24 protein-coding genes are annotated in these 24864 nt (G+C 70.3%); 9 read left to right on the top strand and 15 right to left on the bottom strand.

Annotation, left to right across the window (positions count from 1 at the left end; all coding sequences use genetic code 11):
* Nucleotides 1–53: 53 nt before the first annotated feature.
* Entirely contained in the window at nucleotides 54–725 is a 672-nt protein-coding gene (gene nucS, locus AB0E78_RS19070; protein WP_361833648.1) for an endonuclease NucS, read from the bottom strand.
* A gap of 212 nt (nucleotides 726–937) precedes the next feature.
* Between nucS and AB0E78_RS19075 the strand changes: the two genes are divergently transcribed.
* Nucleotides 938–1330 (top strand): SCO5389 family protein, encoded by a 393-nt coding sequence (locus tag AB0E78_RS19075; RefSeq protein ID WP_361833650.1) that lies wholly within the window; start codon nucleotides 938–940, stop codon nucleotides 1328–1330.
* 70 nt (nucleotides 1331–1400) lie between these two features.
* Here AB0E78_RS19075 and AB0E78_RS19080 read toward each other — a convergent pair whose 3' ends face one another.
* Nucleotides 1401–2453, bottom strand: a complete 1053-nt coding sequence (locus AB0E78_RS19080; protein WP_361833652.1) for an LLM class flavin-dependent oxidoreductase — start codon at nucleotides 2451–2453, stop codon at nucleotides 1401–1403.
* 209 nt (nucleotides 2454–2662) lie between these two features.
* On the opposite strand from AB0E78_RS19080, the gene AB0E78_RS19085 reads away from it, so the two are divergent.
* A complete protein-coding gene (locus AB0E78_RS19085; RefSeq protein WP_361833654.1) occupies nucleotides 2663–2995 on the top strand; it encodes an ATP/GTP-binding protein in 333 nt (110 codons plus the stop codon).
* A gap of 3 nt (nucleotides 2996–2998) precedes the next feature.
* Here the strand turns inward: AB0E78_RS19085 and AB0E78_RS19090 are convergent, their stop codons facing one another.
* The 8 genes from AB0E78_RS19090 to mce all read right to left on the bottom strand — a co-directional run bounded on the left by AB0E78_RS19090 (nucleotide 2999) and on the right by mce (nucleotide 13607).
* Nucleotides 2999–3784 carry an ABC transporter permease gene (locus AB0E78_RS19090; RefSeq protein WP_361833811.1) on the bottom strand — a complete coding sequence of 262 codons (786 nt, stop codon included), beginning with the start codon at nucleotides 3782–3784 and terminating at the stop codon, nucleotides 2999–3001.
* A 161-nt stretch (nucleotides 3785–3945) separates the two neighbouring features.
* Nucleotides 3946–5136 carry an ABC transporter ATP-binding protein gene (locus tag AB0E78_RS19095; RefSeq protein WP_361833656.1) on the bottom strand — a complete coding sequence of 397 codons (1191 nt, stop codon included), beginning with the start codon at nucleotides 5134–5136 and terminating at the stop codon, nucleotides 3946–3948.
* 108 nt (nucleotides 5137–5244) lie between these two features.
* On the bottom strand, nucleotides 5245–6042 hold the full coding sequence (locus AB0E78_RS19100) for a hypothetical protein (RefSeq protein ID WP_361833658.1): 798 nt from the start codon (nucleotides 6040–6042) through the stop codon (nucleotides 5245–5247).
* Between the two features lie 22 nt (nucleotides 6043–6064).
* The gene (locus tag AB0E78_RS19105) at nucleotides 6065–6835 is read right to left on the bottom strand and encodes an ABC transporter permease (protein ID WP_361833660.1); all 771 of its coding nucleotides are present in this window, start codon (nucleotides 6833–6835) and stop codon (nucleotides 6065–6067) included.
* Nucleotides 6836–6838: 3 nt separating this feature from the next.
* Nucleotides 6839–7831: an ABC transporter ATP-binding protein gene (locus AB0E78_RS19110; protein WP_361833662.1), complete on the bottom strand. Its 993-nt coding sequence runs from the start codon at nucleotides 7829–7831 to the stop codon at nucleotides 6839–6841.
* 68 nt (nucleotides 7832–7899) lie between these two features.
* The gene (locus tag AB0E78_RS19115) at nucleotides 7900–8835 is read right to left on the bottom strand and encodes a cellulose-binding protein (RefSeq protein ID WP_361833664.1); all 936 of its coding nucleotides are present in this window, start codon (nucleotides 8833–8835) and stop codon (nucleotides 7900–7902) included.
* A gap of 182 nt (nucleotides 8836–9017) precedes the next feature.
* On the bottom strand, nucleotides 9018–12935 hold the full coding sequence (scy, locus tag AB0E78_RS19120; RefSeq protein WP_361833666.1) for a polarized growth protein Scy: 3918 nt from the start codon (nucleotides 12933–12935) through the stop codon (nucleotides 9018–9020).
* A gap of 231 nt (nucleotides 12936–13166) precedes the next feature.
* Nucleotides 13167–13607, bottom strand: coding sequence for a methylmalonyl-CoA epimerase (gene mce / locus AB0E78_RS19125; protein ID WP_249587713.1), 441 nt, complete (start codon nucleotides 13605–13607; stop codon nucleotides 13167–13169).
* A 136-nt stretch (nucleotides 13608–13743) separates the two neighbouring features.
* Here mce and AB0E78_RS19130 point away from each other — a divergent pair, with 136 nt between their 5' ends.
* Together AB0E78_RS19130 and meaB are read left to right on the top strand one after the other, a co-directional pair.
* Nucleotides 13744–14946, top strand: coding sequence for an acetyl-CoA C-acetyltransferase (locus AB0E78_RS19130; RefSeq protein ID WP_361833669.1), 1203 nt, complete (start codon nucleotides 13744–13746; stop codon nucleotides 14944–14946).
* A gap of 63 nt (nucleotides 14947–15009) precedes the next feature.
* Nucleotides 15010–15966 carry a methylmalonyl Co-A mutase-associated GTPase MeaB gene (gene meaB / locus AB0E78_RS19135; protein WP_361833671.1) on the top strand — a complete coding sequence of 319 codons (957 nt, stop codon included), beginning with the start codon at nucleotides 15010–15012 and terminating at the stop codon, nucleotides 15964–15966.
* 294 nt (nucleotides 15967–16260) lie between these two features.
* Here meaB and AB0E78_RS19140 read toward each other — a convergent pair whose 3' ends face one another.
* The gene (locus AB0E78_RS19140) at nucleotides 16261–16944 is read right to left on the bottom strand and encodes a PepSY domain-containing protein (RefSeq protein WP_361833673.1); all 684 of its coding nucleotides are present in this window, start codon (nucleotides 16942–16944) and stop codon (nucleotides 16261–16263) included.
* A 145-nt stretch (nucleotides 16945–17089) separates the two neighbouring features.
* Between AB0E78_RS19140 and AB0E78_RS19145 the strand changes: the two genes are divergently transcribed.
* Both AB0E78_RS19145 and AB0E78_RS19150 read left to right on the top strand, forming a co-directional pair.
* Nucleotides 17090–17758 carry a response regulator transcription factor gene (locus AB0E78_RS19145; protein WP_361833675.1) on the top strand — a complete coding sequence of 223 codons (669 nt, stop codon included), beginning with the start codon at nucleotides 17090–17092 and terminating at the stop codon, nucleotides 17756–17758.
* Nucleotides 17755–19188: a HAMP domain-containing sensor histidine kinase gene (locus AB0E78_RS19150; RefSeq protein WP_361833677.1), complete on the top strand. Its 1434-nt coding sequence runs from the start codon at nucleotides 17755–17757 to the stop codon at nucleotides 19186–19188. The genes AB0E78_RS19145 and AB0E78_RS19150 overlap by 4 nt, the downstream gene beginning before the upstream one ends.
* A gap of 3 nt (nucleotides 19189–19191) precedes the next feature.
* On the opposite strand, the gene AB0E78_RS19155 is transcribed toward AB0E78_RS19150, so the two are convergent.
* The 4 genes from AB0E78_RS19155 to AB0E78_RS19170 form a co-directional block, all read right to left on the bottom strand.
* Nucleotides 19192–19668, bottom strand: coding sequence for a MarR family transcriptional regulator (locus AB0E78_RS19155; RefSeq protein WP_361833679.1), 477 nt, complete (start codon nucleotides 19666–19668; stop codon nucleotides 19192–19194).
* A gap of 120 nt (nucleotides 19669–19788) precedes the next feature.
* Nucleotides 19789–20595 (bottom strand): AIM24 family protein, encoded by an 807-nt coding sequence (locus AB0E78_RS19160; RefSeq protein WP_361833813.1) that lies wholly within the window; start codon nucleotides 20593–20595, stop codon nucleotides 19789–19791.
* Nucleotides 20596–20603: 8 nt separating this feature from the next.
* Entirely contained in the window at nucleotides 20604–21287 is a 684-nt protein-coding gene (locus AB0E78_RS19165) for an AIM24 family protein (RefSeq protein WP_361833681.1), read from the bottom strand.
* Nucleotide 21288: 1 nt separating this feature from the next.
* A complete protein-coding gene (locus AB0E78_RS19170; RefSeq protein WP_361833683.1) occupies nucleotides 21289–21927 on the bottom strand; it encodes an AIM24 family protein in 639 nt (212 codons plus the stop codon).
* Nucleotides 21928–22103: 176 nt separating this feature from the next.
* On the opposite strand from AB0E78_RS19170, the gene AB0E78_RS19175 reads away from it, so the two are divergent.
* From AB0E78_RS19175 to AB0E78_RS19185, 3 genes are all read left to right on the top strand, one after another.
* Nucleotides 22104–22448 (top strand): DUF3817 domain-containing protein, encoded by a 345-nt coding sequence (locus AB0E78_RS19175; RefSeq protein ID WP_361833685.1) that lies wholly within the window; start codon nucleotides 22104–22106, stop codon nucleotides 22446–22448.
* Nucleotides 22445–22738 carry an MTH1187 family thiamine-binding protein gene (locus tag AB0E78_RS19180; RefSeq protein WP_249587703.1) on the top strand — a complete coding sequence of 98 codons (294 nt, stop codon included), beginning with the start codon at nucleotides 22445–22447 and terminating at the stop codon, nucleotides 22736–22738. The genes AB0E78_RS19175 and AB0E78_RS19180 overlap by 4 nt, the downstream gene beginning before the upstream one ends.
* Before the next feature lie 317 nt (nucleotides 22739–23055).
* Nucleotides 23056–24864 carry a cellulose synthase catalytic subunit gene (locus AB0E78_RS19185; RefSeq protein ID WP_361833687.1) on the top strand — a complete coding sequence of 603 codons (1809 nt, stop codon included), beginning with the start codon at nucleotides 23056–23058 and terminating at the stop codon, nucleotides 24862–24864.

Here is a 24864-nt window from a genome sequence, read left to right on the forward strand (position 1 = left end):
GGGTCCTGGTGGACCCGGCCCTCTCGCGTAGGGGGAAGCTGTACGGAGAACTTCTAGAACAGCCGCAGCTTGTCGTCCTCGATGCCGCGCATCGCGTTGTAGTCCAGGACGGCGCAGCCGATGCCGCGGTCCGTGGCGAGCACGCGGGCCTGCGGCTTGATCTCCTGGGCGGCGAAGATGCCCTTGACGGGGGCCAGGTGCGGGTCGCGGTTCAACAGCTCCAGGTAGCGGGTGAGTTGCTCGACGCCGTCGATCTCGCCGCGCCGCTTGATCTCCACCGCGACGGTCTGCCCGTCGGCGTCACGGCAGAGGATGTCCACCGGGCCGATCGCCGTCATGTACTCACGGCGGATCAGCGAGTAGCCCTCACCGAGCGTCTCGATCCGGTCGGCGAGCAGCTCCTGGAGGTGCGCTTCCACGCCGTCCTTGATGAGGCCGGGATCGACGCCCAGCTCGTGCGAGGAGTCGTGCAGGATCTCTTCCATCGTGATGATGAGTTTCTCGCCCGCCTTGTTCACGACGGTCCAGACGCCCGCGTCGTCCCCCGTCCCCTCCTTCAAGGTGCAGGGCGGGGACATCCAGTTGAGGGGTTTGTAGGCCCGGTCGTCCGCGTGGATCGAGACACTGCCGTCCGCCTTCACGAGGATCAGGCGGGGGGCCGACGGGAGATGGGCGGTGAGCCGGCCCGCGTAATCCACGGAGCAACGGGCAATGACGAGACGCATGGTGCGCAACGCTACTCGACCCCGGGTGGTCCGCGCGATTCCTCCATCGATGGTCCTGTTCGATCCTGGCCGGTTATGTTCCCAATCTCCTGGTGCAGCGCGGGTCCGGTGCTTAACGTATAAGCAGGAGGTCGCCGTGCGTGCACGCTGCGTGTGCGGACTCCCGCCCTGTCCGGAAGCCCCCGCTCCCCGGGGGCGCGAGAGGAGAACCCATGTCGCTCGACGTCTCACCGGCGCTGTTGGAACAGGCCGAGCGAGGCGAGGTCGATGAAGCGGAATTCGTCGACTGCGTCCGGACCTCCCTGCCTTACGCATGGGAGATGATCAGCTCCCTGGTGGCCCAGCTGAAGGTTGACGGCGGAGAGTTCGCCGACAACCAGACGCCGCCACCCACCGAGCAGGCGCGCGGCCAGCTCCTGCGGGCGCTGGCGAGTGACGCGATTCGCGGCGCTCTGCAGCGCCACTTCGGAGTGCGGCTCGCATTCCAGAACTGCCACCGTGTGGCGGTTTTCCCGCTGGACGCGTCCGTGGACGACAGGCTCGCCCGGTTCACATCGATCCGGGGTCAGCTGCTCAACCAGTCGCCCGAACTGCGGGACTGCTGAAGCCTTTTGCTGCCGCTCCGTACGCGGGAGGTGTTCTAGTACCGGAGCGGCAGCTCCCCCGCCCTCACGCTCACCCGAGCTGGGGCAGCACTTCGGCACCCAGCCTTCGGACGTTCTCCTCCGTCGTCGCCAGATCGCCCGAGCCCTCGACCAGCAGCGCGAAGCGTGTGATCCCCGTGCGCTCCGAGGTTGCCGCGATCCGGTCGGCGCACAGCTGCGGGGTGCCCACCGGATGCAGTCCGCACAGCAGCTCCGTGTACGCGAGCGGGTCCCGCACGGCCCGGGCGCGGCCGTCGACCGTGACGTGCGCGTCGAGCCCCTGCTTGAGCCACCCCGGCATCGCCTTCTGCAGCGTCTCCGCCGCGTCCAGGCGCCGGTCCGCGATCTGCGCGACCCCGGCCGAGACGTGCGCGGCGCGGTGGACCTCCTCCGGCGTGCGCCCCGCGGCGCGCGCGTGTCGCTGCCACAACGCCACCATTTCGGCCTTCTCCTCGTCACCGACGTGCATGCCGAGCAGCATCGGCAGACCGCGTTCCGCCGCGAGCCGCACGCTGGACGGCGAGGTGCAGGCGACGATCACCTCGGGGCCGCCGGACGCCTCCCCGGCGTCCTCGCGCGAGCCGGTCAGCGCCTCCTGCGGCCGTGGCACCACGGCCACCTCACGGAAGGGGAAACGCCCCGCCTCGCTCGCGACGCGCGGCTCGCTCAGCCACCGCAGCAGCAGGTCGAGCGAGTCCGGGAAGCCCTTCTCGTACGCGTCCAGGCCGGTCCCGAAGACCTCCAGGTCCACCCACGGCCCGCCGCGCCCCACGCCCAGCGAGAAGCGCCCGCCGGACGTCAGGTGCAGCAGCGCCGCCTGCTCGCCCAGGGCCACGGGGTGGACGGTCGGCAGGACGCTGACGGCGGTGCCGACCCCGATGCGCCGCGTACGCCCGAGAAGGAGCGCGGCGAGGGTCACGGCGGACGGACACGTGCCGTACGGCACGAAGTGGTGCTCGGCGAGCCAGACCGAGTCCAGGCCCGCCTCCTCGGCCACCTCGGCGGACCGCACCGCACGGTGCAGCGCCTCCCCCTGCCCCTGTCCGGGGAACTGGGCGGCCAGAACAAAACTACCTACACGCATCGCACTCCTGCCTCCTTGGCGCCGACGCAGGCACTCCCCCTACGGGCAACAACGCATGACACGTGCCAAAGGCACGGCTTGGCATGAAGATTGACGGATTTTCTGCGAAATGCAGGGGGGATCTGTGGGGGTTGGTGACGGACGCCTACCCGGGTCCGCGCCGCGTAGGCTGGACGTACCCCGCCCCCGTACATCCCGTGAGGTGTCCCGTGTCCCCGCGTCGCAACCGCCCGAAGGGCGCCGGAGAAGACAGCCCGCGCACGGACGGGGACCCGACGGGCCGCTACGGCGGCTTCCAGTCCACCGAGTCCTGGCAGGGCGAGCAGTGGAGCCTGCGCCACGTGGCGGGGGCCGGCGTGGCGGGCAAGAGCTACCGCTGCCCCGGCTGCGACCAGGAGATCCCCTCCGGGGTCGCGCACGTGGTGGCCTGGCCCGAGCACTCGGGTGTGGACGAGCGCAGGCACTGGCACAAGGCCTGCTGGAACGCGAAGGACCGCCGCACCACGCGGGTGCAGCGGTCCCGTAACGCGCCGAGGTACTGAGGGCTACACGTCGCGCTTCTCCAGGAGGGCGAAGGCGCCGACGATCGCGGCCGCGGTCACGCCGACGAGCAGCATGAGCTGCGAGGTGCCGCCGCCCTCGCCATCCATCTCGAAGATCTTGGCGAGCGAGTTGATGGCGTTGTAGTCCATCATCTTCTCGCCCAGCGGGCGCGTGCCCTCGGAGATCATCAGGAACACGGGCAGGATCGCGGGCACCAGGACCACGCCGAGCATCGCGGTGATCGCCCCCGCCGAGTGGCGCAGCATCGATCCTGCGACGAGCGCGAGGACGCCCAGGAGCGAGACGTAGAGCCCGCCCTTGAGGACCGTGCCCGCCCAGTCGACGTCGCCGGCCTCGGGGCCGCTGTGCATCCCCGACGTCATCAGGCCCACCAGCAGGATGGAGCCCGCCGAGACGACGAAGGCGATCACGAAGAAGATCAGGATCTTGGCGGCGAGCACGCGGTAGCGCTGCGGCGACGCCGTGAACGTCGTACGGATCATGCCCGTGCCGTACTCGGACGACGTCACCAGGACGCCGAGCGTGATCAGGCAGATCTGGCCGAGCACGAGACCGAAGAACGCCGGGATCGTGAACGGCACGTCCGCGTAGTCCCGGTCCTGCGTGTTCACGCCCACGAGCAGGCCGATGCCGACGACCAGGAGGAAGAAGACGCCCAGGGTCCACATGGTCGAGCGGACCGACTTGATCTTCGTCCACTCGGAGGCGAGGGCGTTGCCGAGGTGGGTCTTCTTGACCGGGATCGGCGAGGTGTAGGCGTTGTTCATCGCCTGCTGCCAGGCGGAGGGCGGCGCGGGGGCGGCCGGCGGGGGCGCCATCGGGGCGCCCTGCATCGGGGCGCCCTGCGGCACGGGAGCACCGGTCTGTGCGTATGCCTGCTGGGGTGCCTGCTGGGGCTGCGCCTGCGGCTGCGGAGTCGGAGGCGTGGTCATCGCGGGTCCTCGCTGTCGCGCTTGGTCATGTCGGGGGCAGGGGCAGGGGCAGGGGCGGGGGCAGGAGCAGCGGCGGGCGCCTGCGGGACGGCGGCCGCGTACGGGTTGGGAGTGCCCTGGGGCGCGCCCTGCGGCATCGCGAACGGCTGGCCGCCCTGCTGGGGCGGCGGCGGTGCGTACCACCCGGGCTGGCCCTGGCCGGGCACCGGCATCGGCGGCTGCGGCATCGCACCGGGCGGCAGCTGCTGCTGTAGTCCCGCGCGCTGGTCGACCGTGGAGCGGTAGTCGACGGCGCCCTGCGTCATCCGCATGTACGCCTCTTCCAGCGAGGCCTGGTGCGGGGAGAGCTCCCACACGCGGACGTCCGCGCCGTGCGCGAGGTCGCTGATGCGGGGGAGCGGGAGCCCGGTCACGCGCAGTGCGCCGTCCTGCTCGGGCATGACCTGGCCGCCCGCCTCGCTCAGCGCGGCCGACAGCTTCTCGCGCTGCTGGGCCTCGCCGTCCGGCACCCGCACCCGGGCGAAGTCGGCGGAGTTGTGCGAGATGAAGTCCTTGACGCTCATGTCCGCGAGCATCTGCCCCCGGCCGATCACGATCAGGTGCTCGGCGGTCAGCGCCATCTCGCTCATCAGGTGCGAGGAGACGAAGACCGTGCGGCCCTCGGCGGCGAGGGACTTCATCAGGTTCCTCACCCAGAGGATGCCCTCGGGGTCGAGGCCGTTGACCGGCTCGTCGAAGAGCAGCACCTGCGGGTCGCCGAGCAGCGCCGCGGCGATGCCCAGGCGCTGGCCCATGCCGAGCGAGAAGCCCTTGGAGCGCTTCTTCGCCACGTCCTGGAGGCCCACGACGCCGAGCACCTCGTCGACCCGGCGGGCCGGGATGCCGGAGAGCTGCGCGAGGCACAGGAGGTGGTTGCGGGCGTGCCGGCCGCCGTGCACCGCCTTGGCGTCGAGCAGCGCGCCGACCTGGCGGGGGGCGTTGGGGAGCTTGCGGTACGGGTAGCCGCCGATCGTCACCTGGCCCGTGGTGGGTTGGTCGAGCCCGAGGATCATGCGCATGGTCGTCGACTTGCCGGAGCCGTTCGGGCCCAGGAAGCCGGTTACCGTGCCGGGTCGCACCTGAAAGGAAAGGTTGTACACGGCTGTCTTGGCGCCGTAGCGCTTCGTCAGGCCGACTGCCTCGATCATTCTCCGCACCCATCGAATGGTTCAGGACGTCGGGGCACACGCCCCCGTAAGGGTTAGGAGGATATCGGGGAGCTGACGGTTCCAGCCAAGAGCGGGTAAAACTCTCGGTCAGGGGAAGCCCGGCTGCGGCAGCGCCCAGCCCGCGTCGGCGAAGGCACGGGTGCCGAGTTCACGCAGCCCACGGTCGGCGGCGGCCTTGCGCACCCAGTCCGCGGGGCCGGGCCCGAGCAGCCCGCGCAGCGCCGCCGAACCCCCGATGAGCGAGGCGAGGAGCGCCGCCTGGTCACCGCCGCCGGGGCGCGGCAGGCCGGACTCCGGATCGATGAGGACCCCGTACGAGCTGACGTAGAGCGAGGCACTGCCGAGCCTCTCCCCGGACGGCAGGGTGAGCCCGAAGCCGTCGCCCGGGACGAGCGAGCGCCGGTAGTTGGGGAACTCCGTCTCGTCGACCGCCCTGAACTGGTCCTCGTCGAGCCAGCTCACCACGAGGGAGGTCTCGGCCGCCGGGTCGAGGTAGGGCGCCGCCGCCACATAACCGGCCCGCCCGATGTGCGCCGAGCAGCCCACGGCGATGCCGCGCACCCGGACCGGGACCATCGGCACCGTGGCGGGGAGGGAGCTTCTCAGGAGTTTGTACGCGACTTGCGCGGGCGAGGCGTTCGACCCGACGGCGATGACGGGGTGCCTGCCGCTGACGGGGGCCGCGCCCCGCTCGGCAAGCGCCTCGTCGAGCGGCTGCCCGGCCACGAGCCACTGACCGAGCGGGAGCGGACGTACACCGAGGGGGAGCAGCTCACCGCCGGCCAGGAGGGACGGCTGCCGGACCGGCCGCCCCGGGTAGGCCAGCGGCCGCAGGGCGGGCACGACATCGAGCCCGAGCGCGGCCAGACTCAGATCCACGGCCATGGCATCCCCCCCCCGAGCGGGACTAGGCGTCCCGTTTCTTCAGCAGCGCGTAGCCGCCGATCAGGGCCACCGCGACCCACACCACCATGATCGCGAGCCCGCCCCAGGGACCGTACGGGACGTCGTCGTCCAATGGTGTCTTCACCTGCATGATCCTGTTCCCCGCCTGGTCGGGGAGGAAGCGGCCGATCTTCTTCGTCGCGGAGACGTTGCCCAGGATGCTGGAGATGAGGAAGAAGAACGGCATCAGGATGCCGAGCGACAGCATCGGACTGCGCAGCATCGTCGCGACACCCATCGAGAACATCGCGATGAGCGTCATGTACAGCCCGCCGCCGATCACCGCACGCAGCACTCCCGGGTCGCCGATCATGGCCTTGTGCTCGCCGAGCACCGCCTGTCCCACGAAGAACGCGATGAAGCTCGTGACCAGGCCCACCACCAGACAGAGCACGGTGGCGACCGCGACCTTGCTCGCCATGAAGGTGGCGCGCTGCGGGACCGCGGAGAGCGAGGTGCGGATCATGCCGGTGCTGTACTCGTTCGAGACGACGAGCACACCGAAGACGATCATCGCGAGCTGGCCGAGGCTCATGCCGGCGAAGCTGGTGAAGGTCGGGTCGAAGACCCGGCGGTCCTGGGCGTTGAGGCTGTCGTAGTCGTTCTTCGCCAGAATGCTGATCAACAGGCCGAGCCCGACCGTGACGACCAGCGCGAGACCCAGCGTCCACACGGTCGACGAGACCGACCGGATCTTGGTCCACTCCGACTTCAGTACTTGTGCCGCGGCCATCGTTCAGGACCCCTTCTTCGGCTGCTGCCAGCTCTCGCCCCAGCCCGCGGCCCGCGCGGGGGGTGGCGGTGCGGCGCCGGGGCCCGTGTGGTCGGCGTGCGCGTGATACTCCACCGACTCCGCGGTGAGCTGCATGAAGGCCTCTTCGAGCGAGGCCCGCTGGGGGCTCAGTTCATGGAGCACGAGCTGATGGCGGGCGGCGAGCTCACCGAGGTCCGCGGCATCGGTCCCATCCACCTCCAGGGTGCCGTTGCCCGCCTCGACGGCGGTGACGCCCTCCTGATGCAGCACGTCGAGGAGCCGCTCGCGCTGCGGGGAGCGCAGCCGGACGTACGAGCGTGAGTTCTGCTGGATGAAGTCCGCCATGGAGGTGTCCGCGAGGAGCCGCCCCTGCCCGATGACGACGAGGTGGTCGGCGGTCAGCGCCATCTCGCTCATCAGGTGGGAGGAGACGAAGACCGTACGGCCCTGTGCGGCGAGGGACTTCATCAGGTTGCGGATCCAGTGGATGCCCTCGGGGTCGAGTCCGTTGACCGGCTCGTCGAACATCAGGATCTCGGGGTCGCCGAGCAGCGCCCCAGCGATGCCGAGCCGCTGGCCCATGCCGAGCGAGAAGCCCTTGGCCTTCTTCTTGGCGACCTGCGTCAGGCCCACGGTGTCGAGGACCTCGTGGACGCGGGCGCGCGGGATGCCGTTGCTCTGCGCGAGGCAGAGGAGATGGTTGAAGGCGCTGCGCCCGCCGTGCATGGCCTTGGCGTCGAGCAGGGCGCCGATGTACTTGAGCGGTTCCTTCAGCTGGGCGTACCGCTTGCCGTCGATCCGCGCGGCGCCCGCCGTGGGGTTGTCGAGCCCGAGCATCATCCGCATCGTCGTGGACTTGCCGGCACCGTTCGGCCCGAGGAAGCCGGTGACGATGCCCGGATGCACGGTGAAGGTGAGGTCGTTGACGGCCAGCTTCTCGCCGTACCGCTTGGTCAGCCCCTCGAGCTCGATCATGCGGCCACGCTAAAACGGGACAGAGCCCCCTGCCACTTGGGCAGAGGGCTCTGAAAGCGTCCCGAACGTCAGCGGGTCTGCTGCGCCGGAACCCCACGGGAGACGGGCTCGTCGTCGGCGGGCGTACCCGCGGCGGCGACGGCCGCACCCGTAAGGGTGGCCAGCATCTCGCGCACGTTGGTGAGCTGCGCGTTGATGCTGTCGCGACGGTTCGTCAGAGCGGCGAGCTCCCGCTCGGACTCCGAACGGATCCGGTCGGCCTTGGCGTTCGCGTCCGCGACGATGTCCTCGGCCTGCCGCTGAGCGGTCTCGACGGTCTGACGCGCGCGACGCTCGGCGTCCGTACGCAGCTTCTCCGCCTCGAGGCGCAGCTGCTCCGCACGGTGCTCGATCTCCGCGAGACGCTTCTCGGCCTTGGCCTGACGCGAGGCCAGGTCACGCTCCGACTGCTCCCGGCGCTTGGCGAGGTTCGTCTCGAAGTCGGCCGCGGCCTGGGCGGCCTTGGCGCGGGTCTCCTCGAAGAGGGCGTCCGCCTCCTCGCGCTTCTGCTGGGCGTCCTTCTGGGCCTCGCTGCGCAGCGTGCCCGCCTCGCCCTTGGCCTTCTCGACGATCCGGACGCCCTCGTCCTCCGCCTTGGCCTTGCGCTCGGCCGCGAACGACTCGGCGTCGTTGCGCACCTGCTGGGCCGCCGACTCGGCGAGCTCGCGGTGCTGCTCGGCTGCGCGACGGGCCTCCTCGCGCAGGTCCTTCGCCTCCTCCTCGGCGAGGCGGAGGATCTTCTCGACACGGGCACCGAGGCCCGCGTACGACGGTTCGGCGTCGGCTACCTGCGCCTGCGCGTTCTGCGTCTCGAGGTGCAGTTCCTCAATGCGCTTTTCCAGAGCAGTGATACGAGCAAGAGCGCTGTCACGGTCGGAGACGAGCTTGGAGATACGTTCGTCCACCTGAGCGCGGTCGTACCCACGCCGCACAAGCTCGAAGCCGTAGGGGGAAGTGTCGCTCATGGGGTTCCTGTCGAATGAGACCGGTGAGGTGATAGGGGGAATCCTAGGGGTCCAAGCGGCGTGTCATCGAGCAGATGCCCGTTTGATCTGGAGAATGACACCCCTTTTGAGTGGCTAACCGCCGGAGCACTTGCCAGCGACAGTGCCGAAGGTCCTTACAAAGCACGCGAGATGTTCTTTGGCTAGCCCTCAGACGGCTTGCCACCCGATCGAGTCGACCCCGCGGCTGCACCGGCCTTGACGCCACCGTCCTTCGCGCCGGGGATCGGTGGGGCCTCAAAAGACTCCAACGCCTCCAGCACGTCCTGGACACGGGAAATCTCCGCGTTGATGTCCTCCCGGCGCCGGACGAGGACCTCGAGCTCGCGCTTGCCCTCGTCAACCGTACGCTCCGCCTCGGCCTGCGCCTCCGCCTTGACGCGCTCGGCGTCGCGCACCAGCTCGGCGACCTTCGTCTCGGCCTCCTTGAGCAGCGCCTCGGCCCGCTTCACGGCGGAGATGCGGACCTTGCCGGCCTCGGAACTCGCGTCCGACACCAGCTCCTTGGCCTTCGCCTCGGCCTCGGCGAGCTGCTCCTCCGCGGCCTTCACCAACGCGTCACAGCGCTCGCCCGCGGACTTCATCGCCTCGGCGGACTCGCGGCGCGCACGCTCGTGCAGCTCCTCGATCTCCGCGGTGAGGCGGTCGCGCTGCTCCTCGGAGCGCTCCCTTATGGCCGTCGCGTCCCTGCGGGCACCGACGAGCAGTTCGTCCGCGTCCGTACGGGCCTTCTCCACCAGGGAGTTGCCCTCGACCCGCGCCTCGGCCACCAGACGGTCGGCCTCCGTGCGGGCGGCGCCGACCATCGTGTCGGCCTGCGCCTCGGCGTCCGTGGTCGCCTTGAGCGCCTTCTCCTGGGAGTCCGCCGTCAGCTTGTCGGCCTCGGCCGCCGCCTCCGTGATGAGCGTGTCGACCTGCTCGGCCGCCTCGGAGCGGCGCTTGTTGGCCGCCTGGCGCGCCTCGTCCAGGGTCCGTTCGGCCTCCTCCCGCGCCTGCGAGGTGAGCCGCTCGGCCTCGGCCGCCGCCTCCGCCTTGACGCGCTCGGCCTCGGACCGGATGCGCTCGGCGTGCTGCTGGGCGGAGCCGACCGTCTCGGCGGCGTCCGCGCGCAGCCGCTCGGCGTCGCCCGTCGCGTCCGAGATGAGCTTCTCGGCCTTGGCCACCGACTCCGAGCGCACCCGCTCGGCCTCCGAAGCCGCCTCGCCGCGCAGCCGCTCGGCCTCCGCCGCGGTCTCGGCCCGCAGCCGCTCGGCCTCCGCGACCGTCTCGTTCTGCAGCCGCTCCGCCTCGCTGCGCGCCTCGCCGATCAACTGGTCGGCCTGGCTCGCCGCGTCGCCGCGGATGCGGTTGGCGTCCTCGCGGGCGTCGGCACGCGTACGGGACGCGTCCTGCTCGGCCGACGCGATCGCGTCCGAGGCCTCCGTGCGCGAACGCTGGGCGTACTCGGAGGCGTCCGAACGCAACCGCTCGGCCTCCGCGATCGCCTCCGAAACGGTGCGCTCGGCCAGGGACTTGGCGGCCTCGGTCTCTTCGTGCGCCTCGCGCCTGACGCGGCCCGCGTCCTCGGTGGCGCGCTCCCGCTCGGCATACGCGTCGGCGCGGACGCGGTCCGCCTCCTCCTGTGCCTCGGTCCTGGTGCGCTCCGCCGCGTGCTCGGCGGCGCTGCGCAGGCCCGCGATCTCGTCCTGTGCCGCCTCCTGCAGGCCCGCCACCGAGTCCCGTACGGACTGGGCGGTCTGCTCGGCGCTGGAGACCATCTCGGTCGCCCTGCGGTCGGCCTCCTCGACGAGGCGGACGGCCTCGGCCTGGGCCTCCTCGACGCGCTTGCGGGCGGATGCGAGGAGCTCCTCGCTCTGCTCGCGGGCCCGCTCGCGCTCCTGGTCGGCCTCGGCACGCGCGGAGCTGAGGGTCTCCTCGGCCTCCCTGCGGCGCCTCGCGGCCTCCTCCTGGGCCGCGGACAGCGCCTCGGCGGCCTCCGCACCCACGCGCTCGGCGGCGGCGGCCGCCTCCGAGCGGAGACGGTCGGCCGACTCCTGGGCCTCGGTCTTGAGCCGCTCGGCCTCGTTGGCGGCGTCCGAACGCAGCCGCACGGCGATGTTCTCGGCCTCGGCGCGTGCCTGCGAGGCGTCGGCGGCGGCCTCGGTGCGCAGCCGCTCGGCCTCGGTCTCGGCCTGCGACTGAAGGGTGCGGATCCGCTCGGCGGACTCCGCACGCAGGCGGTCCGTCTCGTCCGACGCTTCCTTGCGGATGCGCTCGGCCTCGGCGCGGGCGTCGGTCAGCGCCTGCTCGGCGGAGGCGAGACGCTCCTCGGCCTCCGTGTGCAGGCGCGCCAGCTCGTCGGCGGCCTCCGCCTGACGTGCCGCTATCGCCCGCTCGGTCTCCTCGTGCAGGGCCCGTGCCGCGTCCTCTGCCTCGGTCTTCGTGGCCTCGGCCTGCTCGGCTGCCTCCTCGCGGTGCCGGTCGGCCTCCGCGCGGGTGCGCTCCAGGGTCTCCTCGGCCTGCTTGCGCAGGGACGTGGCGCGCTCGATGGCCTCGGTGCGGACCCGGTCGCTCTCGGTGGCCGCGGCCGACTTCAGCTCCTCCGCGTCGGCCTTCGCCTTGGCGAGCAGCTCCTCGGCGGACCTGGCCGCCTCCTCGATCTGCTGGACGGCCTCGCGCCGGGCCTCGCTGCGGATCCGCTCGCCCTCGGTGACCGCGTCGGCCCGCAGCTGCTCGGCCTCGCCGCGCAGCCTGCGCGCCTCCTCCTGCAGCTCGACGGTCTTGGCGCGGTACTCCTTGGTGTCGTCCTTCGCCGTGCCCTTGAGCTGCTCGGCGATGTCGTGCGCCTCGGCGCGCAGCCGGTCCGCCTCGGTCTCGGCCTCGGTGCGGATCCGCTCGGCCTCCTCCGTGGCGGCCTTCGTCGTCTCCTTGGCGTCCTTGGACGCCTTGTCGAGTACGTCCTCCGCGGTGCGGGCGGCCTTGGCGAGCTGGCCCGCGGTCTCCTCGGCGGTGATCGTGCGCGCCTTCTCGGCGGCTTCCTTGATCAGCTTCTCGGCCTCGGCGCGGGCGTCGGCGACGAGCTGCTCGGCCTCGGTCCTGGTGGCCTCGGCTTCCTTCGTGGCCTCGCCGACCAGCCGGGCGACCTGCTCCTTGGCGGTGCGCGTGCGCTGTTCGTTGGCACCCTCGGCGGCCGAGAGCTGCTTGGACGCCAGTTCCTTGGCCTCGGCGACGACCTTGTCGGCCTCCGCGCGCGCCTCGCGCAGAGCCGTCTCGGCCTCCGCCATGCGCTGCTCGGCGGCCCGGCTCGCCTCGGTGGCCTGGCGGCGCGCCTGTTCGGACTCGGTGGCCGTGGTGGAGCGCAGCTGCTCCGCGTGGTCGGTGGCCTCCTGCGCCTGCGTGGACGCGGCGTTCAGGAGGCGCTCGGCGTCCGAGCGGGCCCGGCGCAGGATCGCTTCGGCCTCGGCGCGGGCCGACTCGGCGTCGCTCGACAGGCGCTGGCGGGCCTCTTCGGCCACGCGCTCGGCCTCGGCACGGGCGGCGGCCAGGGCCTGGTCGGCCTCGGCGCGCGACTCGTCGAGCAGGCGGCGCGCCTGCTGTTCGGTGCGGGCCCGCAGCTGCTCGGCCCACGCCACGTTCTCGTTGACGTGCGACTCGACGGTCTGGCGGCGCTCGGACAGCTCCTGGTCGAGCTGCTGACGGCGTGACACCGCCTCGGAGTGCAGCTCGGACTGGAGCCTGGCCTGCTGCTCGGCGTGCTCCTGGAGGATGCGCTGGGTCTGCGCACGTGCGTCGCGCAGCTCCCGCTCGGCGTCCTGGCGCAGCTGGTCGGCCTGGATCTGGGCATTACGGAGCAACTGCTCGGCCTGGTAGCCGATGTCCGCGCCGTCATAGGCAGGGCGGGACGCGAGGTTGCGGCGCGCCTCGTGCAGCTTGGCGCGCAACACCTCGACCTGATAGCCGAGGTCCTCGGCGTGCTGAACAGCCTTCTCTCGTTCGGTCTTCAGCCGGTCCATCTCGGCCTCGAACCGCGAAAGATGGTCCGTCTCAGCCCGCGAGCTCTCTTGGCGTTCGTAGCCCCGCACTGCGCGGTCCCATCCGTCCCCTGGTCGCAAGTCTCTTCGTACGAGCCCTGTCCATCCGCCGAACGGGGCCCACGGGGAATGGTGTCAGATCAACAGCAGAGCTTGGGCTGCTGCCCTGACGCTCGTCCCCCGAAACCCGGACCCCGGCAAGCGGCCGCCCAGCGTACGGACGACCGGCCGCCCGAACTTCGGACGGCCGACCCCAACCCTACCGGCCCAAGTATGCGGAGGTCAGTGCTCCGGTGACTCCTGAGCTGCCGAGGTGACGAGTTCGGTCAGCACACCGTGACAGTCCTTGGGGTGCAGGAAGGTGATGCGGGATCCCATGGACCCGATTCGGGGCTCCTGGTAAAGGACGCGTACGCCCTTGTCCTTGATGGCCGCGGCGTCGCCGTCCACGTCCGCGGTGCCGAAGGCGATGTGGTGCACACCCTCGCCGTTCTTCGCCAGCCACTTGCCCACCGCGGAATCATCGCGAGTGGGTTCGAGGAGCTGCAGGTAGGAGGCCCCTCCATCGCTCGTCTCATTGATCTTGAGCATGGCCTCGCGCACGCCCTGCTCTTCGTTGACTTCGGTGTGGAACACCGTGAAGCCGTACGTCTCCCGGTAGAACTCGACTGTCTTGTCGAGGTCGAAACAGGCGATCCCGATGTGATCGATTCGCGTCAGCATGTTTTAAGTGCAGCCCCTCCGGCAGTGATTACACAACGTGCGCGCGATCACACCTAGCGCCCGATGACGCACGGCGTACCGCTCAGTACATTCAAGTAAACCCTCATTAACTCCTCCTCCCAAGGGGCCGTGGCACATGTCTGGAACGACCGGTACCACCTCAGTGATCGTCGCGGGCGCGCGAACGCCCATGGGCCGCCTGCTCGGCTCCCTGAAGTCCTTCTCCGGCGCCGACCTGGGCGGTTTCGCGATCAAGGCCGCGCTCGACCGGGCCGGCATCGGCGGCGACCAGGTGCAGTACGTGATCATGGGGCAGGTGCTCACGGCCGGGGCAGGGCAGATCCCGGCACGTCAGGCCGCCGTCAAGGCGGGCATCCCCATGAACGTCCCCGCACTCACCGTCAACAAGGTGTGTCTCTCCGGGCTCGACGCGATCGCGCTCGCCGACCAGCTGATCCGCGCGGGCGAGTTCGACATCGTCGTCGCCGGCGGCCAGGAGTCGATGACGAACGCGCCGCACGTCCTGCCCAAGTCCCGCGAGGGCGTCAAGTACGGCGCCATCGAGATGCTCGACGCCATGGCGCACGACGGCCTGACCGACCCCTTCGAGAACATCGCCATGGGCGAGTCCACGGAGAAGCACAACACCCGCCTGGGCATCGCCCGTCCCGAGCAGGACGAGATCGCGGCAGCCTCCCACCAGCGCGCGGCCGCCGCCCAGAAGAACGGCATCTTCGAGGCCGAGATCACCCCGGTCGAGATCCCGCAGCGCAAGGGCGACCCGGTCCTCTTCTCCAAGGACGAGGGCATCCGCGCCGAGACGACCGCCGAGTCGCTGGGCAAGCTGCGCCCCGCCTTCACCAAGGACGGCACGATCACGGCGGGCACGTCCTCGCAGATCTCCGACGGCGCCGCGGCGGTCGTCGTGATGTCGAAGGCCAAGGCCGAGGAGCTCGGCCTGGACTGGATCGCGGAGATCGGGGCGCACGGCAACGTAGCGGGCCCGGACAACTCGCTCCAGTCGCAGCCGTCGAACGCCATCCAGCACGCCCTGAAGAAGGAGGGCCTGGACGTCGCCGACCTCGACCTCATCGAGATCAACGAGGCCTTCGCCGCGGTCGCGGTGCAGTCAATGAAGGACCTCGGGGTGTCCTCGGAAAAGGTGAACGTCAACGGCGGTGCCATCGCCCTGGGCCACCCGATCGGCATGTCCGGCGCACGCGTCGTGCTGCACCTCGCCCTTGAGCTGAAGCGGCGGGGCGGCGGCGTGGGCGCGGCCGCGCTGTGCGGTGGCGGCGGGCAGGGTGACGCGCTGATCGTGAAGGTGGCGAAGGCCTGACGCCGTTGTGCGTTTGAACCTTCTCCCCCGTCTTGGACACGTCTTGGAACGGAGCTGTCTGACATGCAGGACGTCCCCTCCCTGGTGGCGCAGGCCCGCGAGGGCAGGCCACGGGCCGTGGCCCGGCTGATCTCACTGATCGAGGGGGCGTCGCCGCAGCTCCGCGAGGTCATGGCGGCGCTGGCTCCGCTGGCGGGCCATGCGTACGTGGTGGGCCTCACGGGATCGCCCGGTGTCGGCAAGTCGACTTCGACGTCGGCGCTGGTGTCGGCGTACCGGCGGGCGGGGAAGCGGGTCGGCGTCCTTGCCGTCGACCCGTCGTCCCCCTTCTCCGGGGGCGCGCTGCTCGGTGACCGGGTCCGGATGTCGGAGCACGCGTCCGACCCCGGGGTCTACATCCGCTCGATGGCGACGCGCGGCCACCTGGGCGGCCTCGCGTGGTCGGCGCCGCAGGCGATCCGTGTCCTGGACGCGGCGGGCTGCGACGTGATCCTGGTCGAGACGGTCGGCGTGGGCCAGTCCGAGGTGGAGATCGCCTCGCAGGCGGACACGTCGGTGGTGCTGCTCGCCCCCGGCATGGGCGACGGGATCCAGGCGGCGAAGGCCGGAATCCTGGAGATCGGCGACGTGTACGTCGTCAACAAGGCGGACCGGGACGGCGCGGACGCGACCGCGCGCGAGCTGAACCACATGCTGGGGCTCGGGGAGTCGCGGGGCGCCGGGGACTGGCGCCCGCCCATCGTGAAGACGGTGGCCGCGCGGGGCGAGGGGATCGACGAGGTCGTCGAGGCCCTGGAGAAGCACCGGGCGTGGATGGAGGAGCGGGGCGTACTCGCCGAACGTCGCGCCGCTCGGGCGGCCCGTGAGGTGGAGACCATCGCGGTCACCGCTTTGCGGGAGCGAATCGCAGATCTCCATGGAGATGCGAGGCTCTCGGCGCTGGCGGAACGGATCGTGGCGGGGGAGCTGGACCCGTACGCGGCGGCCGACGAACTGGTGGCGAGCTTGACCGCGGGTTGAGCGGGACCGGCCCCGCGGGGCCTTGCGGAGCCGTGCGGGGCTCTGCGGTGACTGCGGGGGTTGCTTCGCTGCTGGGCTGCTGGGCTGCTGGGCCGCTCTGTGGCTGTGCGGCTTTGCGGGCGCACTAGCCGCCGCTTCGCGGCGATTTTTCCCGCCCACCCACCCGAGCACCCCGGGGTAATCGGGTGGGCGGGAAACACCCATCGCGAAGCGGCGGTTCAGGCAGTAGCGCGACGCGAGCAGGCCCCGCAGGGGCACACCCTGCGGGACCGGCTCTCCCGGGGGGACGGGGTATCAGTCGTCGGAGTCGTTGTCGTCCGAGTCGTCGTCGTGGCTGTCCGAGTGGTCCGCGGTGACCTTGCCGGACTGCAGGTCCACCTTCCAGTCGGACTCCGCACCCTTCGCACCGGAGGTCTCCGCCTCCCAGGCCTTGGCCGTGCCGTCGTCGTCCAGGTCCACGGACGTCACCGTGCCCTTGCCGGCGGCGGCCTTCGCCGCGTCCTCGGCGTTGACGGAGGCACCCTTCAGTGCGGCGGCCACGCGGCCCGCGTCGCCGTCGTCGTCCTTCTCGGTGTGCGAGCCGAGCACCTTGCCGGTGCCGGGGTCGACCTGGACGCTGTGCCACGTGTCGCCCTTGAGCAGGTCGACGTCCCAGACCAGGCCGCCGTTGTCCTCGTCGTCGAGCTCGGCGGAGACCGCGGTACCGGACTTGTCCGCCAGCGCCGCCTTGATCGCGTCGGCGGCCGTCACCTTGGCGGCCTTCACCTCGGCGGTGTTCTCCTTGGCGTCGTTCCGGTCGTCGCTGTCGTCCCTGTCGTCGCCGCGGTCATCACCGCGGTCGTCGTCCTTCAGCTGAACGCTCGACTTCTTCGCGGTGGCCGACGAGTCGTCGTCGCCGGTGACGGCGAGAGCCGACGCCGTGCCGCCCCCGACCAGTGCGATGGCGGCGACTGTGGCGATGACGATGTTGCGCTTCATGAGGGGGTCCTCCCGAGTCGGTGGCTGTGCGGCCGATGGGCCGCTGCCGTTCGCTTTCGACAAGAACCAATCTGGCTGAGCGACCCTGAAGCCAGGCTGAAGCCGCCTGAAGAACTCTTCAGGTTCGCTCTGGGACCCTGAACGCATGCGCCTGTTGATCGTGGAAGACGAAAAGCGCCTCGCGCTGTCCCTGGCCAAGGGCCTGACGGCCGAGGGGTACGCCGTGGACGTCGTGCACGACGGCATCGACGGACTGCACCGGGCGAGCGAGGGGACGTACGACCTCGTCATCCTCGACATCATGCTGCCCGGCATGAACGGCTACCGCGTCTGCTCCACCCTGCGCGCCGCCGGTCACGACGTGCCGATCCTGATGCTGACCGCCAAGGACGGCGAGTACGACGAGGCCGAGGGGCTCGACACGGGCGCCGACGACTACCTGACCAAGCCCTTCTCGTACGTCGTGCTCGTTGCCCGGGTGAAGGCGCTCCTGCGCCGCCGCGGCAACGGCGGCCCTTCCCCCGTCCACACCCTCGGCGACCTCAAGGTCGACACCGCGGCGCGCCGCGTCTTCCGCGGCGGGGACGACGAAGTGACGCTCACCGCCAAGGAGTTCGCGGTCCTTGAACAGCTCGTCCTGCGGGCGGGCGAGGTGGTCTCCAAGGGCGACATCCTCGAACACGTCTGGGACTTCGCCTACGAGGGCGACCCGAACATCGTCGAGGTGTACATCAGCGCCTTGCGGCGCAAGCTCGGTGCGCCGCTGATCAAGACGGTGCGCGGCGCCGGATACCGCCTGGAGACCCCCCGATGAAGAGATTCTTCAGTTCCGTCCGGGCCCGCGCCACCCTCGGCGCCAGCCTCGTCGTGGCCGTCGCGCTGGTCGCCGCCGGTGCCGCCGTCCTGCTCTCGCTGCGCGCGAACCTGACCGACCAGGCGAGCGGCCAGGCCGAGTCCGCCGCCCGCGGGGTGGCCTCGCAGCTCGCCGCGAACGTGCCGTACGGCGATCTGGATCTGGACGGGGAGGACCATCCGGTCCAGGTCGTGGACGGCGACGGACGGCTCGTCGCCGTCGGCGACGACCTGGAGAGCATCAGCGGCACCGGGGTCGACTCGGTGAAGCCCCGGCCGGCAGCGTCCGCGCCCCCCAAGAGCGAGGGCGATGACGACGACGAGAGTGAGGGTGACGCGCTCGAAGCGGGGGAGATCTCCGAGGATCCGGCGAAGGTCACTTCCGGCTCCGCCACCGTCGACGGCGAGACGCAGGACTACCGCTTCGCCGCGGTCGAGGTGAACGTCGAGAAGAAGGGCGACCTCACCGTCTACGCGGGCGCCTCGCTCGGCGCCCAGCAGAGCGCGGTCTCCACGGCGCTGACGTCCATGCTCATCGGTTTCCCGCTGCTCCTGGCCGTCATCGCCCTGGTGACCTGGCTGGTGACCCGCCGCGCCCTGCGCCCGGTGGACGCGATCCGCTCGGAGATGGCCGCGATCACCGCGTCGGAGGACCTCGCGCGCCGCGTGCCCGAGCCGGACACGCACGACGAGATCGCCCGCCTGGCCACGACCACCAACGAGACGCTCGCCGCCCTGCAGAGCTCGGTGGAACGTCAGCGCCGCTTCGTGGCCGACGCCTCGCACGAACTGCGCAGCCCCATCGCCTCCTTGCGCACCCAGCTCGAAGTCGGCGTGGCCCACCCGGAGTTGCTGGATGTGGACGGTGCGGTCGAGGACACCGTACGACTTCAGGAACTGGCCGCCGATCTGCTGCTCCTGGCCCGTCTCGACGCGGGTGAGAAGCCGGGCGGCGGGCATGTGGACCTGGCGGCCCTGGCCCGCGAGGAGCTCTCGCAGCGCACGCGGGACCGCGCCGACGTCCGCATGGATCTGGAGAGCGTCGAAGTCACCGGCTCCCGCGGCCAGTTGGCGCGGGTGCTCGGCAACCTCGTGAACAACGCCCAGCGTCACGCGCGCTCGCACGTCACGGTCGCCACCCGCGCCGACGGCGCGTGGGCGGTCATCGAGGTCTCCGACGACGGGGACGGTGTGCCGGAGGGCGAACGCGACCGGATCTTCGAGCGCTTCGTCCGCCTCGACGACGCCCGCACCAGGGATGACGGCGGGGCGGGTCTGGGCCTTGCCATCGCACGCGACGTCGCCGCACGCCACGGCGGGACCCTCACGGTCTCGGAGGCTCCCGGTGGGGGAGCGCTCTTCGAGCTCAGGGTCCCTGCCGTCACCCGGTGAGGGTCAGGGCTTGCCCCGCTGGGCGCGGAGATGTTCCGCGATCGGGGTCAGCGCCTTGTGGAGTTCGCCGAGCGCCTCGGGTGAGATCAGGTCGACGAAGTGCCGGCGGACGGAGTCCACGTGGTGCGGGGCGACCCGCTGCATGGTCTCCATGCCCTCGTCCGTGAGGACGGTGTAGAGCCCGCGCCGGTCGGACTCGCAGTTCTCCCGGCGGACCAGGCCCGCGTTCTCCATGCGGGTGATCTGGTGGGACAGGCGGCTCTTGGACTGCAGTGTGGCGGCCGCCAGATCGCTCATGCGCATCCGCTTCTCTTCCGATTCGGAGAGATGCACGAGGATGTCGTAGTCGTTCATGGTCAGGTTGAACGGCTGGAGGTCTTTCTCGAGCTGATATGTCAGCATCCTGTTGACCTCCACGTGGGTGCGCCAGGCGCACTGTTCCTCGTTGGTCAGCCACTGCGGGGCCGTCTCGGTCTCCATGGAATCGATTCTACCTAAGAAGTTGAAAGGTGAACGAATGTCGGTGTGTGACACGCGCCTCTCACCCTCCAGGTGAAAGAGGGGCACAGGCGTTCGCCGTCACACTCCGCAGACTACCGCTCACAGGCCGAAGCGACGCTGGAGGTCCCCCAGTTGTCCGGGAAGGCGCGGTTGCCCCGGCTGCTGACCGTGTTGTCCGTGTTGGCCTTGCCGGCCCGGCGCGCCCTGGCCGCCCGGCACGCCCGCCTGCTGCGGCACCGCACCCGTCGCCTGCTCGGCCATGAGGGCCTCCGAGGACTGCAGAAGCACCGTGCCCGCGCCCACGAACTCGAACTGGTGCTCCTCACTTGAGGTTCCGCCGATCCCGGTCAGTGCCCGCACGCCGCCGATGACTCCGGTCAGATATCCGTGGTCGTAGTGATGGCAGGGCGAAGGGCAGTCGGCCCAGCCCACCAAGGCCTGCGGATCGACCCGGATCGGCGGCTCCATGAAGACGACCGGGCCGTTCGACGCGGCCACGAACTTGCCCGTTCCGATCAGGGTCAGAAAGCCCGGAACGATGGACTGCTTCAGCGCGAGAGTTGGCTGAAAAGCGAGGAGGTTGCCGGAGCGAATGGTCAGGTTGCCGTCTTCCAGGTCGTACGAATTCACGTCGAAGGCCCGGTCGGCGAGGAGCATCTTGCCCTGGCCGTCGGCCACCACCCAGTCGCTCGCGTGCAGGGGCGAATGAAAACTCGTGCGCACCAGACGGTCCAGGCGGCCGTGCCCGATGCCGTTGAACTCGATCGACCCGTAGTAGGCGATCATCTTCCCCTTCTGCAGGAACCACTGGCTCCCCTTGAGCTCCACGCAGAAGGTGTACGCGTTCACGCTGTCGTCGCTCGGCAGCGTCATCGGGTCGAAGACCGTGGGCCCGCCCGCGGGCATTGAGGGGTTCACAGCTTCTCCTCCGACGCCTGGACGTACACCGCACCGCTCCCGGACAGCTCCAGCTGGAACGCCTCGCCCGAGCCCCGCCCCACCATGTCGCGCCAGCCGAGCGCCGTGGAGAGTTTGTTGCGCACGTCGCCGTGGTGCGCCACATACGCCTGCGGGTCGACATGGACCGGGCGCTGTGGGGTGATCGGCACCTCGATGACACCGCCGTGCGCCATGACGGCGACCGCGCCCTGTCCCTTGAGGGTGGTCGTGAAGAGGCCCTGGCCGGTGACCTGTCCGCGGACCATGCCCATGACGCCGCCCTGCGAGCCCATGAACATCGTGCCCTGCTGGAGCGTCCCGTCGAAGGCGAGCAGCCGGTCCGCTTCCACGTAGAGGGTGTCCCCGGTGAGGCTGATCACCTGGATGTGGTGGCCGCCGTGCCCGAAGAGGACGGTGCCGACGGAGGTGCCTCCCTGGTCATCAAGACCTTGGGGGACCTCGACGGTCATCAGGGGTGTCGCCTCGTTGGCGACGCGGCGGCCGATCATGGAGGCCAGGCCGCCCTGCCCGCCCTGGATATTGGGCGTGAAGACCACGTCTCCTTTGTAGGCGAGCATGGCGCCGCGCTGGCTGAACAGCCGCTGGCCCGGAAGGAGGGTCGCCTCGACCATCTTCGAGTTGATCTCTCGGAAGGGCATGTCAGACGTCCCCCGCGATCGTGTTCCGCTCGCTGGGCTGGACGTAGACGAGTCCGTCGCCCTCGAAGCGGATCTGGAAGGCCTCGCCGCCGCCCTCGCCGAGCAGCGTACGGAAAGTGACCCCCGACTGGAGGTTCTGCCGGAGGTCTCCCTGGTGTGCGACATAGGCCCCCGGGTCCACCGTGAGGGGATACTGCCGGCTCACGCGCAGTACCACCGCGGGGCCGTCGGACATGATCGCCGCCTGGCCCGAGCCCTCGACGGTCGTAGTGAACAGACCATTGCCCTGCGAGGCGCCGCGGACACCGGTGAAATGGGTGCCGGTGCGCAGGCCCCCGTCCGTGCACAGGAGATTGCCCGCCTCGACGAAGAGCGTCTCGCCGCGCAGCTGCACCAGGTTGATCTCGGTGGCGCGGTCCGCGAACCAGCAGGTGCCGTGCCCCTTCACCTCCATCACCGTCATCTGCTCGCCGGTGAGTCGGCGGGTCACCATGCCCCGTATGCCCTCGCCTCCGCCGGTCATCTTTTTGAAGGCCATCTGGCCGTCGTACGCGACCATCGAGCCGTTCTTCGCCTTGACGGCGTCGCCGGACATGTCCACGGCGAGCACCCTGCTGCCTTGCAGTCGGAACGTTGCCACGTATCGACGGTAGCCGTCGGATATGGGGTCGGAACAGGGCAACGGCCCCTGAGCGAACCCCGAGAACACCCCGATGTCACAATGGGGGTCGCTTGTGCGCGCATTCACAAGATCCATGCCAGCAATGCCGTCGAGCGGCCCCGCCCCTCGCTCCCGCCTCCCACCGAAGGTGTTCCGTGGACATCAAGACCGCTTCCGCACTCCGCCGCCTCCGTCTGGTCTCGGCCCCCGAGGCCGTCTCCTTCCTGCTGCTGATCGTCTGCTCGGTGCTGAAGCGGACCACGGAGTTCAACGCCGTGCCGGTGATGGGCATGGTCCACGGCGTGCTCTTCGTCCTGTACGTGCTGTTCTGGCTCGACGCCTGGAACCGCACGAAGTGGAACGTGAAGACGGCCGCCCTCTACTTCATCCTCTCCGTCCTGCCGACCGGCGGCTTCTTCGCCGAGCGGAAGCTGAAGCGTGAGGCCGAGGCCGCCGTGATCGCGTCGCGCGCCCGCCGCGAAGGAGTGGTCAGCGCATGATCGTCGCCTTCTCCGTGACCCCGCTGGGCGTCGGCGAGGACGTGGGCGAGTACGTCGCCGACGCGGTCCGCGTGGTCCGCGAGTCGGGCCTGCCCAACCGCACCGACGCGATGTTCACGTCGGTCGAGGGCGAGTGGGACGAGGTGATGGACGTCGTCAAGCGCGCCGTCGCCGCGGTCGAGGCCCGGGCGCCGCGCGTATCCGTCGTCATGAAGGCGGACATCCGCCCCGGGGTGACGGACGGGATGACGTCGAAGGTCGAGACGGTGGAGCGACACCTCTCCGAGTAGCCGCCACGTACGTGTGAAGAAGCCCCTGCCGACAGCTCGGCGGGGGCTTCTTCGCGTACGGGAGCCGGCGCCGTCGGCGCCGAAGTGCCGTGCGTCCGGCGGGGGAGATCGGCGAGCCCGTCCACTGACGGAGCAACGCGGCGGGACACGCGCCCCAGGGCGCCCCGCCCCGCAACCATGGCCGAACCGCTCACCCTAAGACCGCCCGCACGGACGCATCCGGTTCGACACGCCGAGAAAACTCCACTTTTGTGTGGGTATCGGCTCGTTCGGACCCGAACCTGCCAGAGCCAGATCACTCAAGACCTGGAGGCGCTGTGCGGCCGGAGGGCTACGACTACGAAACCCACAGCACACTCGCCGGACCGCTCACAGAGCCGGACGGCGAAGGTGGCCGCTATCGGGTGCAGTACAACAAGCTCCTCGCCAGCGAGCCCCACCGAATACGAGCCGTCATCCTCATGACGCTGGCCCCCGTTCTCACCGGCCTCCTCCTCGTCTACCTCGTGTGGCCGACGCACTGGACGGAACGCGAGGGCGCCGACCGCTGGCTCATCGGGCTCGACATCACGATGCTCGTGGCCATCGGCCTGATCGAGCTCTTCATGCTCGTCAACGTCATCTCGATCGCCCACGCGACGATGGTGGCGAGGGACCCGGTCCCGGTCACCCCCGAACCCGGCACCCGCGTCGCGTTCCTCACGACGTACGTGCCGGGCAAGGAACCCCTCGGCATGGTGCGCGCGACCCTCGAAGGGGCCAAGCGGATACACCACACCGGCCCCCTCGACGTCTGGCTCCTGGACGAGGGCGACGACGCGGATGCCAAGGCGCTCTGCGCCGAGCTCGGCGTACGTCACTTCACCCGCAACGGAGTGCCCGAGTGGAACCGCACGAAGGGTGTCCACAAGGCCCGCACCAAGCACGGCAACTACAACGCCTGGCTCGCGATGCACGGCGACGCGTACGAGTTCTTCGCCTCCGTGGACACCGACCACGTCCCGCTCCCCAACTTCCTTGAACGGATGATGGGTTACTTCCGGGACGAGGACGTCGCGTTCGTCGTGGGGCCGCAGGTCTACGGGAACTACGACAGCGCCGTCACCAAGGCCGCCGAGTCCCAGCAGTTCCTCTTTCACGCCCTGATCCAGCGCGCCGGCAACTGCTACCGCGCCCCCATGTTCGTCGGCACCAACAACGTCGTACGCATCGCGGCGCTCCGCCAGATCGGCGGCCTGTACGACTCCATCACCGAGGACATGGCCACCGGCTTCGAGATGCACCGCCACAAGAACCCCGGCACCAAGCACCACTGGCGGTCGGTCTACACCCCCGACGTGCTCGCCGTCGGCGAGGGCCCCGCCTCCTGGACGGACTTCTTCACCCAGCAGATGCGCTGGTCGCGCGGGACGTACGAGACGCTGTTCAAGCAGTACTGGAAGGCGCCGTTCACGATGCCGCCCGGCCGGCTCTTCTCGTACACGATGATGCTCGTCTACTACCCCATGACGGCCGTCAACTGGCTGCTCGGCGTGCTGAGCTGCGTGCTCTTCCTCTGGTTCGGCGCCTCCGGCACACAGGTCGCCGCATCCGTCTGGCTGATGCTCTACAGCGACGCGGCAGCGCTCCAGGTGGGGCTCTATCTCTGGAACCGCCGCCACAACGTCTCCCCGCACGAACCGGAGGGCTCCGGAGGCCTCGCGGGCATGGCGATGTCCGCGCTCTCCGCGCCCATCTACGCCAAATCGCTCGGCGCCGCCGTCGTGCGCCGCCCGAGCCGCTTCGTGGTCACGCCCAAGGGCGGTGACGCCAGCCCGGACCGGGTGCTGACCTTCCGCATCCATCTCTTCTGGGCGGCGGTCCTGGCCAGTTCACTGGTCGCCTCGTTCGTGCTCGGCCACACGCATGTGGCGATGCGCACCTGGGCCGTACTGGCGATGGCCATCTCGCTCGCCCCGGTGGCGATCTGGAGCTGCACGCTCTTCAAGGAGCGCAGGGTCCGCGGAGCGGCCCGCCAGAAGGCGCGGCGGCTCGGCAGGGAAGACGCGGACAGCATGGCCGCCACCGGCGCGGAGGGCGAGCCGGAGCCGGCGTTCGCCACCGGTACGACGACAGGAGGGAACTGA

Source organism: Streptomyces sp. NPDC032198 (assembly GCF_040636975.1).
GTDB lineage: Bacteria > Actinomycetota > Actinomycetes > Streptomycetales > Streptomycetaceae > Streptomyces.

Coding starts and splice junctions, on each gene's coding strand:
- nucS (WP_361833648.1), bottom strand. CDS start 725: ATGCGTCTCGTCATTGCCCGTTGCTCCGTGGATTACGCGGGCCGGCTC.
- AB0E78_RS19075 (WP_361833650.1), top strand. CDS start 938: ATGTCGCTCGACGTCTCACCGGCGCTGTTGGAACAGGCCGAGCGAGGC.
- AB0E78_RS19080 (WP_361833652.1), bottom strand. CDS start 2,453: ATGCGTGTAGGTAGTTTTGTTCTGGCCGCCCAGTTCCCCGGACAGGGG.
- AB0E78_RS19090 (WP_361833811.1), bottom strand. CDS start 3,784: ATGAACAACGCCTACACCTCGCCGATCCCGGTCAAGAAGACCCACCTC.
- AB0E78_RS19095 (WP_361833656.1), bottom strand. CDS start 5,136: ATGATCGAGGCAGTCGGCCTGACGAAGCGCTACGGCGCCAAGACAGCC.
- AB0E78_RS19100 (WP_361833658.1), bottom strand. CDS start 6,042: ATGGCCGTGGATCTGAGTCTGGCCGCGCTCGGGCTCGATGTCGTGCCC.
- AB0E78_RS19105 (WP_361833660.1), bottom strand. CDS start 6,835: ATGGCCGCGGCACAAGTACTGAAGTCGGAGTGGACCAAGATCCGGTCG.
- AB0E78_RS19110 (WP_361833662.1), bottom strand. CDS start 7,831: ATGATCGAGCTCGAGGGGCTGACCAAGCGGTACGGCGAGAAGCTGGCC.
- AB0E78_RS19115 (WP_361833664.1), bottom strand. CDS start 8,835: ATGAGCGACACTTCCCCCTACGGCTTCGAGCTTGTGCGGCGTGGGTAC.
- mce (WP_249587713.1), bottom strand. CDS start 13,607: ATGCTGACGCGAATCGATCACATCGGGATCGCCTGTTTCGACCTCGAC.
- AB0E78_RS19130 (WP_361833669.1), top strand. CDS start 13,744: ATGTCTGGAACGACCGGTACCACCTCAGTGATCGTCGCGGGCGCGCGA.
- meaB (WP_361833671.1), top strand. CDS start 15,010: ATGCAGGACGTCCCCTCCCTGGTGGCGCAGGCCCGCGAGGGCAGGCCA.
- AB0E78_RS19140 (WP_361833673.1), bottom strand. CDS start 16,944: ATGAAGCGCAACATCGTCATCGCCACAGTCGCCGCCATCGCACTGGTC.
- AB0E78_RS19145 (WP_361833675.1), top strand. CDS start 17,090: ATGCGCCTGTTGATCGTGGAAGACGAAAAGCGCCTCGCGCTGTCCCTG.
- AB0E78_RS19150 (WP_361833677.1), top strand. CDS start 17,755: ATGAAGAGATTCTTCAGTTCCGTCCGGGCCCGCGCCACCCTCGGCGCC.
- AB0E78_RS19155 (WP_361833679.1), bottom strand. CDS start 19,668: ATGGAGACCGAGACGGCCCCGCAGTGGCTGACCAACGAGGAACAGTGC.
- AB0E78_RS19160 (WP_361833813.1), bottom strand. CDS start 20,595: ATGCCCGCGGGCGGGCCCACGGTCTTCGACCCGATGACGCTGCCGAGC.
- AB0E78_RS19165 (WP_361833681.1), bottom strand. CDS start 21,287: ATGCCCTTCCGAGAGATCAACTCGAAGATGGTCGAGGCGACCCTCCTT.
- AB0E78_RS19180 (WP_249587703.1), top strand. CDS start 22,445: ATGATCGTCGCCTTCTCCGTGACCCCGCTGGGCGTCGGCGAGGACGTG.